The organism is Leptolyngbya sp. FACHB-711, assembly GCF_014695615.1.
In the GTDB taxonomy this organism is placed as follows: domain Bacteria; phylum Cyanobacteriota; class Cyanobacteriia; order Elainellales; family Elainellaceae; genus Leptolyngbya_A.
This window is the reverse complement of sequence record NZ_JACJOR010000211.1, coordinates 1-6,666: the sequence shown is the minus strand read 5'-3', so window position 1 is coordinate 6,666 and position 6,666 is coordinate 1. Positions and strand designations below refer to the sequence as shown.

Genomic DNA, 6,666 nt, shown 5'->3' with positions numbered 1-6,666 from the left:
GATGCATTTTTTCGACGTTCTACTCAGTGTCTTACTGCTCATCTTTTTCCTCTTGCTTAAGCAACTAAAAACAAAATTTCGACAGCATTATTAGTAAATCCGCAACCCTTTTAGATCACGGATGATTAACACAAAACTACAGCCCTTTCAAAGCTGAGGTCGTACAAGAAATGGGATGCAGGAGTGATGTCCCTGCATGGAAACTGTGCCCCTACATCCCCTCATACCTTAGTAGAGTGGAAAAAACTCATTTCAGCTTGCTATTTAGTCTTGGGAAGACTCAATCCCAATAGGAAAATCGGTTGTCGTGGTCGTGAAAGTGGTTGTGGTTGTGAAAGTGCAGACTAAGGTTGTGGTTGTAGCTGTAAACGTGGTCGTAGTCGTGGTGTTCTGGGCTCCACCCGTTGTTAAACGCAGGTTTTTTAACTGAGCTAGCTCTTCTGGCGTTTCAGCAAAATTTTTCATTGCGACTTCCCACGCTTCTGAGCCAACACCTTCGCGAGAAACTCTTTCAGCCTGCTTTTTGAGCCTTTCAGCAAAGGTTCTATCAGCTAACGCCCGATCGAGAACTTCTTGAAATTTCATGATTCATCCTCCTTCTTGTAGCAGTTTTAGAAAGCTCAGTAATGTCAAGACAAAACTTTGATAAACGTGACTCAATCAAAGTTCAAATTCACGTGACCTCTGAGTTTCTACTGTTAATCTTGACGAACCTGCACAGCTAATGCTATTACCCACCTGGGTACTAAAAGCCTATCCGAACACCCGTATTGCTCTCACCACAATGCATGCACAAGCGAGGTGAATCATCCCCAGATAGTTTTCTTTATGTTTCTCCCAACGAATCAATAAGCGTCGAGATCAATTCATCCATGCGTGTGTTCGCTCAACGACCCATCGTCTTGCTCGGTAGTTGGGAATATCATGAATGATTCGTTTTCCTTTATCCCGGGATGGAATATGTCCCACATATCCCCAGGCTTTAACAATCTCTCGCACTTTATGGTAGTCATACCCTTTGTCTAAACACAGATTGCAAACTTCAGTGTCACCGGGAATAATGCGTTGTGCTGCTATTGTCATTTCGGTCATCTTCATGTCATGACGATTGGCTCCTTCAATGGCGATTGCAAGTGGGATGCCTTTACCATCGGTTAACAGACTGCGTTTGGTGCCCAACTTCCCTTGGTCAGTGGGATTAGCTCCCGTTGCTTTTTCCCCCAACGGTGCTTTGACCATTGCACCATCCATCGCCATCCACTCCCAGTCGATGCCAACCGCCTCGGCATACTGTTCTAACCCCAACTCCCACATGCGTTCAAACACGCCCTGCTCAACCCACAGCTGAAAACGATCATGAACGGTACTAGAAGCACTTAAACAACGAGGTAAAGCGTTCCACTAGCATCCGGTTCGCAGCACATAGAATACGGCATTTAAGGCTTTGCGATCATTCATTCTGGCGTCATCCTTTCGGCTTTGGAGCTTCGAGTAGAATGGCTGCTTTTACCCGTTCCCAGACTGGGTCGGGCAGCAGAAAAGTGGGGTCAATGTCTGTGAAGCTCATGGAGTTCTAAACGCTGAAATAGAGCCGCTGCGATCCTCTCACAGCTCTGGGGGTTTTCGGATAGATTTTTAGCAAAGGCTTTTTCAAGCATTGCATCCTGACGTGGGTGGGGTGAGTGGAATGGAAACGTCGGGTCGGATGCTGCCCCAATCGCTGGGTGGGAAACCGCGCTGTTCCGTTTGACCGAGAACTGGGGATTGCCCCTTGTAGTACTGGCTAAACCATCCCTATTGCCTCATTTTGTTTGTCATTCAGAAAGTTTTGCGGCACAGTCAAAGCAACTCTTCCAAAGCGGCGGTCGCGTTCCTGATAATGCAGCAAGGCGCAATACAGTGCTTTGCGATCGAAGTCGGGAAATAGCACATCGGTAAAATAAAGTTCTGTGTATGCGATTTGCCAGAGCAGGTAGTTACTGAGACGCATTTCGCCGCTCGTGCGAATGAACAAATCTGGATCAGGATGTCCTGCTGTATAAAGCTGTTCCTCTAGCTGTGCAGCATCAATTTCTGTGGGATGTAGCGTTCCCTGTTGAACCTGTTGGACAAGCTGACGACAGGCATTGATCAGTTCGTTTCGACTTCCATAGTTGATTGCAACATTGAGATGAACGTTGCAATTGTGGACAGTTTCCTGCGTGGCTCGGTGCATTTCCTGCTGAAGCGACGGGGCAAGGTTTGATCGATCGCCAATAAAAGTAATCTTGACGCCTTCTCGCTGCATTTCTACCAACTCGCGCTGGAGCAGTTGTTCAAACAATCCCATGAGAAACTGAACTTCCGACCGCGGACGCTGCCAGTTCTCGGTGGAAAATGCATAGGCAGTTAACGTAGAAATGCCCCAATCCTTGCAGCAGCGCAACAGTTCCTTCAACGCTCTGGCTCCCTGCCGATGTCCCGCAAACCGAGGCAATCCTCGCTGCATTGCCCAACGTCCATTTCCATCCATGATGACGGCAATGTGGCAAGGCAACCGTTGCGGATCGAGATCCGCTGGTAAGGCTAAAAAGTTTCGCTCATTCATCGTCATGATTTAAAATTCTCCTCACTGAATGACAGGGACTTTCACCCAGTAAGTCCTGCAAAAAGGCTGGAGTCAGACCTTGGTTCCAGCGACCTAGAAGCCGCAGCGCGTGGATGCAGGTCAAGGCAAATGTCCATCGGTTTGTTGCAGACCAGGCTTGCCATCCCAATACCTCAGTCATGCGGTGAAGCGTGCCCACCAAGCTACTGCGATCGCGCTGATAACCGATTCGCCCCTTCATCGTTTGTAGCAAGGTCCAGCCAACACAGGGGAGCGATGAATTTGGGTATGCCCAAACGCCAAAGCCCCAAAACTTTGCCATGTGGTTGATTTCATCCAGCAGCAGTTCATGCAGCACCGCTTGCAAAGGTCCAGTCGTATGGGCCATCAACCAGAGATAAAGGCAGGCAGCTCCATATTCAGTCGCAACCCGGTGCAGCCCGTGACGGTAAAGCGCAATCGTTGGGCTAGCCACAGAGTGATAGGCTCGAACTGCATGGGGCTGAGGAATTATTTTTCTCCCTGCAAGTTGGGTATAAACTCTGAGCAACGCGGGTGTGTGTTGCCGCTCTTCTTTTTCCCAAAGACCTGGTTCTAGCAATTGACCGTCTGCCGCGACCACTCCTCCGACAAAGCGAGCCATCCGGGAATCGATCGGTTCTAGATATTGGCGACTGGTTTGGGTATAACCCCGAATTGGGGCTTCTGTGTCAATCGCCCCTCGTAGAATCGACAGAAACGCCTGGGGCTGTATCCCCACAATTTGATCCAGGGCAATTCTCTGCCAGTCGATCGGTTTCCAGGGGCGGGGTTGAGGGTGGTGAAACTGATTCGGTAAATCCTGAAGGCGATCGTTCAGGTGAGCGATTGAAAAATAATGGTTGAGCAAATCACTTAAATCCTGCTGAGTGGGAGAGCTAGAAAAATCGAGAGAAGCTGATTTGATGTAATGCAATTTGTTGTTATGCATTAGTGGCAGGTCGATCGTCATAGGATAATTCCGTCGAAGATTTGATTGCGATCGTTCACAGCTTAAGCAATCCATCTGCTTCGCGTCAGTCGGGGACAGTCGCCCATTGAACCTGTGCAAAAGTCGGAAAAGTCGGAAAAGTTGGGGATAGAGACACTGGCCGGACTGATTCAGTAGAATGTGTAAAAAACTTCATCAGTTATTCCGCAATGGAAGCTGAAATGGCACTGGTATGGGTGGATCAGCTACTCGCTCGAAAAACTGGAAAACGGCTTAGCGTCCTGCAAAAGGAGATTTTGGGTAAGGTGCTGCGTGGGCAAAAGTACCCGGAGATTGCAGCGCATTCTGGTTATACTGAGGGACACATCAAGGATGTGAGTGCTCACCTATGGAAGGTGCTGTCTGGGTTATTGGGCGAGCGCATTACCAAAAGCACCTGTCGAGTTGTTCTGGAGCGGTATCTCCACACGCTGTCTGAGGTTTCGGCAACATTCCTCCCTGCACAGGCATTGGTGAACGATCGCCCCCCGTCCAAAACTCTTCTGGGTCGGGAAGCGGCAATCGCGCATCTGGATCATCTCGTGCAGCAGGGTTGTAGAGTCATTGTCATTCAGGGCGAAGGCGGTTTAGGCAAAACGACGCTGGCACAGCACTATCTCCAAACGCAAGGATTTGAAGCAGTGCTGGAACTGCTGATGGCAAAAGAAACGCAAAATATTACCTCGGTTGAACGCATTGTTGAGGAGTGGTTAAAACAGGACTTCCAGCAGGAACCGGGATCGGAATGGGGAATTTCGCTGGGACGCTTAAAACGCCAACTGCATCAGCGGCGAATCGGTATCCTGATTGACAACCTGGAACCTGCGCTGGACGCAGAAGGTCGGTTCATTCCACCCCATCGTGCCTATGTTGAGCTACTGCGAGTCCTATCAGATGCTAGAGTTCAGTCTGTCACACTAATGACGAGTCGCGATCGCTTATGTGAACCCGATCTGGCAGTAGAACACTACAAGCTACCCCGGCTCGATCTCGCGGCGTGGCAAACCTTTTTCAGTCGCCAAACGGCGATCGATCTGCCCACCCTGGGGCAAATACATCATGCCTATGGTGGCAATGCCAAAGCAATGGGGATTTTGTGTGGTGCTATTGCTGAAGACTTTAATGGTGACATGGCAACCTACTGGCAGGAAAATCAGCAGGACTTGCTGGCAACACGAGACTTAAGAAATTTAGTGATCAATCAGATCGATCGCCTGCAAGCATTAGATCCGGCTGCCTATCAATTGCTTTGCCGCTTGGGATGCTACCGCTATCAGGAAATGCCGGCGGTTCCCTCGGAAGGAGCGCTGTGTTTACTTTGGGATGTACCGACTAACCAACGACGGCAGGTAATGACTGGGCTGCGGGATCGATCGCTGGTGGAGTGTGAACAAGGCAAATACTGGCTGCATCCTGTGATTCAAGCGGAGGCGCTCGCCCGGTTGCGTGCCAGTCCAGACTGGGAAATCAGCCACCGCAAAGCCGCAGAATTTTGGACGACTCAAGTCTTGACGATTGAGACCGTTCAAGACGCGCTGCAAGCTCTGGAGGCACACTACCACTACATCGAAATTGGGGACTTTGAAGCAGCGGGGAGCGTCATTCTCAAAAGCCGGACGAATCAGTGGCGGCAGTTTTTACCTCTAGGCAGTACTCTCTACCGCATGGGATTGCTGCAACCCGTCCTGACCGCGATCGTCCAAGTGATCCCTAACATTCAATCTCCCGCCAAACTCAGCGAACTCTACAACATCCTGGGAGATTTGTATTGGATTACGGGTCGCATTCAGGAAGCGATCGCCTGTCAGGAGAAAACAATTGGGCTGGTGGATGCTGCTCAGCAAAAGCTCTCTTTCATTACCCGAAACCAGCACACCGTTTACTATCTTCGGATGCTAGAAGTGGATTCACTCCTGAGCATTGGGCTATACCAGATAGACTTATGGGAACTGGAAATCGCCGCCCGACTCTTTCAGCAGGTGATCGACCGAGCGCAAAACACCGCCCATCATCCTTGGGCAGAAAAAGCATCGGTCTGTTTAGCCCTAACCCATTCCTATCTAGGGCAAGCCGATGCCGCCTATTCCTTAGCAGAGACAGCCTATCAATCTATTCTGGCTGAGAAAGTGATCGAACAAACCGGACGATTCGCCTATTTCATTCAGATTCTAGGGCAAACCTACACAAATTTAGGGGAGTTTGAGCGCGCACAGGCAATGTACGATCGTGCCTTGAAATTTGCAGAAGAAAGTCATTACACCCAGGTCAAAGCAAAGACGCTGAATGGACTCGCAGAACTTTGTCGCCGCCAGCAGGCTTTAGACAATGCACTGATGTACCACAAACAGGCGATCGCGCTGCTCGATACAATCGGAGCTGTTTGCGATTTGGCAAATGCTCATTTTCAATTGGGACTCACCTACCAGGCGATCGGTGAATCGCAACTGTGTCAGCACTCATTAGAGCAGGCATTACGATTGTTTAGGCAAATGCAAGCAACAGGACAGATTGAAAGGATTCAACTACAGATTCAGTTCAAGTGACTTCTAGAAGGTGAAAGAGAAAGCTTACAATGATGAAAATTTGTAAAAAAGCCACGAATTGAGTACCTAGTTCTGACAGTTTCAGAGCAACATTCTCAATCAGAAGGGATGAGTACTTAGTTCTGAGAGTTTTATACCAACTGAACAATCTTGGAAACTCACATTTGTTGGTCGGCTTTTCGGTGTATCTTATTTGAAAGTAGGTTACGCTGTGCAAGTCTCACAGAAACCTCTAGATCATTCGTTATCGAGAGAGAGTTATGAAAAGACGCTCTGTGCTGTATGCTTCGCTGTTTACAGCGGGTTTGTTAGTGACGGCTTGTACTCAACCTCAACAGTCTGGGCAAGCAGGGCAGGATACATCCTCCCAGACCCAGGCGACGGGAACTCCCCCTGCTGTTGAACTGACCTTTGTGTCTTATGGAGTCGCGAAGCCGCTGTATTCCAAAATCATTCCAGCATTTCAAGCAGAATGGAAAGAAAAGACAGGTCAACAGGTAACTTTCAAAGAGTCTTATGGAGCTTCC

At 49.1% G+C, this 6,666-nt stretch carries 4 protein-coding genes and 2 pseudogenes; 2 read left to right on the top strand and 4 right to left on the bottom strand.

Annotated elements, in window-relative coordinates:
• Positions 1-264: 264 nt before the first annotated feature.
• From H6F80_RS07990 to H6F80_RS07975, 4 genes and pseudogenes are all read right to left on the bottom strand, one after another.
• Positions 265-585 (bottom strand): hypothetical protein, encoded by a 321-nt coding sequence (locus tag H6F80_RS07990; protein WP_190791047.1) that lies wholly within the window; start codon positions 583-585, stop codon positions 265-267.
• 168 nt (positions 586-753) lie between these two features.
• Positions 754-1,567 (bottom strand): annotated as a pseudogene (locus H6F80_RS07985) (IS5 family transposase).
• Between the two features lie 216 nt (positions 1,568-1,783).
• Positions 1,784-2,593: an undecaprenyl pyrophosphate synthase gene (gene uppS, locus H6F80_RS07980; protein WP_518523543.1), complete on the bottom strand. Its 810-nt coding sequence runs from the start codon at positions 2,591-2,593 to the stop codon at positions 1,784-1,786.
• Positions 2,580-3,578 carry a ferritin-like domain-containing protein gene (locus H6F80_RS07975; protein WP_199296443.1) on the bottom strand — a complete coding sequence of 333 codons (999 nt, stop codon included), beginning with the start codon at positions 3,576-3,578 and terminating at the stop codon, positions 2,580-2,582. Before H6F80_RS07975 ends, uppS begins: the two co-directional genes overlap by 14 nt.
• A gap of 188 nt (positions 3,579-3,766) precedes the next feature.
• Between H6F80_RS07975 and H6F80_RS07970 the strand changes: the two genes are divergently transcribed.
• Positions 3,767-6,139, top strand: a complete 2,373-nt coding sequence (locus H6F80_RS07970; RefSeq protein WP_190791046.1) for a helix-turn-helix domain-containing protein — start codon at positions 3,767-3,769, stop codon at positions 6,137-6,139.
• A gap of 260 nt (positions 6,140-6,399) precedes the next feature.
• Positions 6,400-6,666: pseudogene (locus tag H6F80_RS07965) on the top strand (hypothetical protein); the annotation flags it as partial.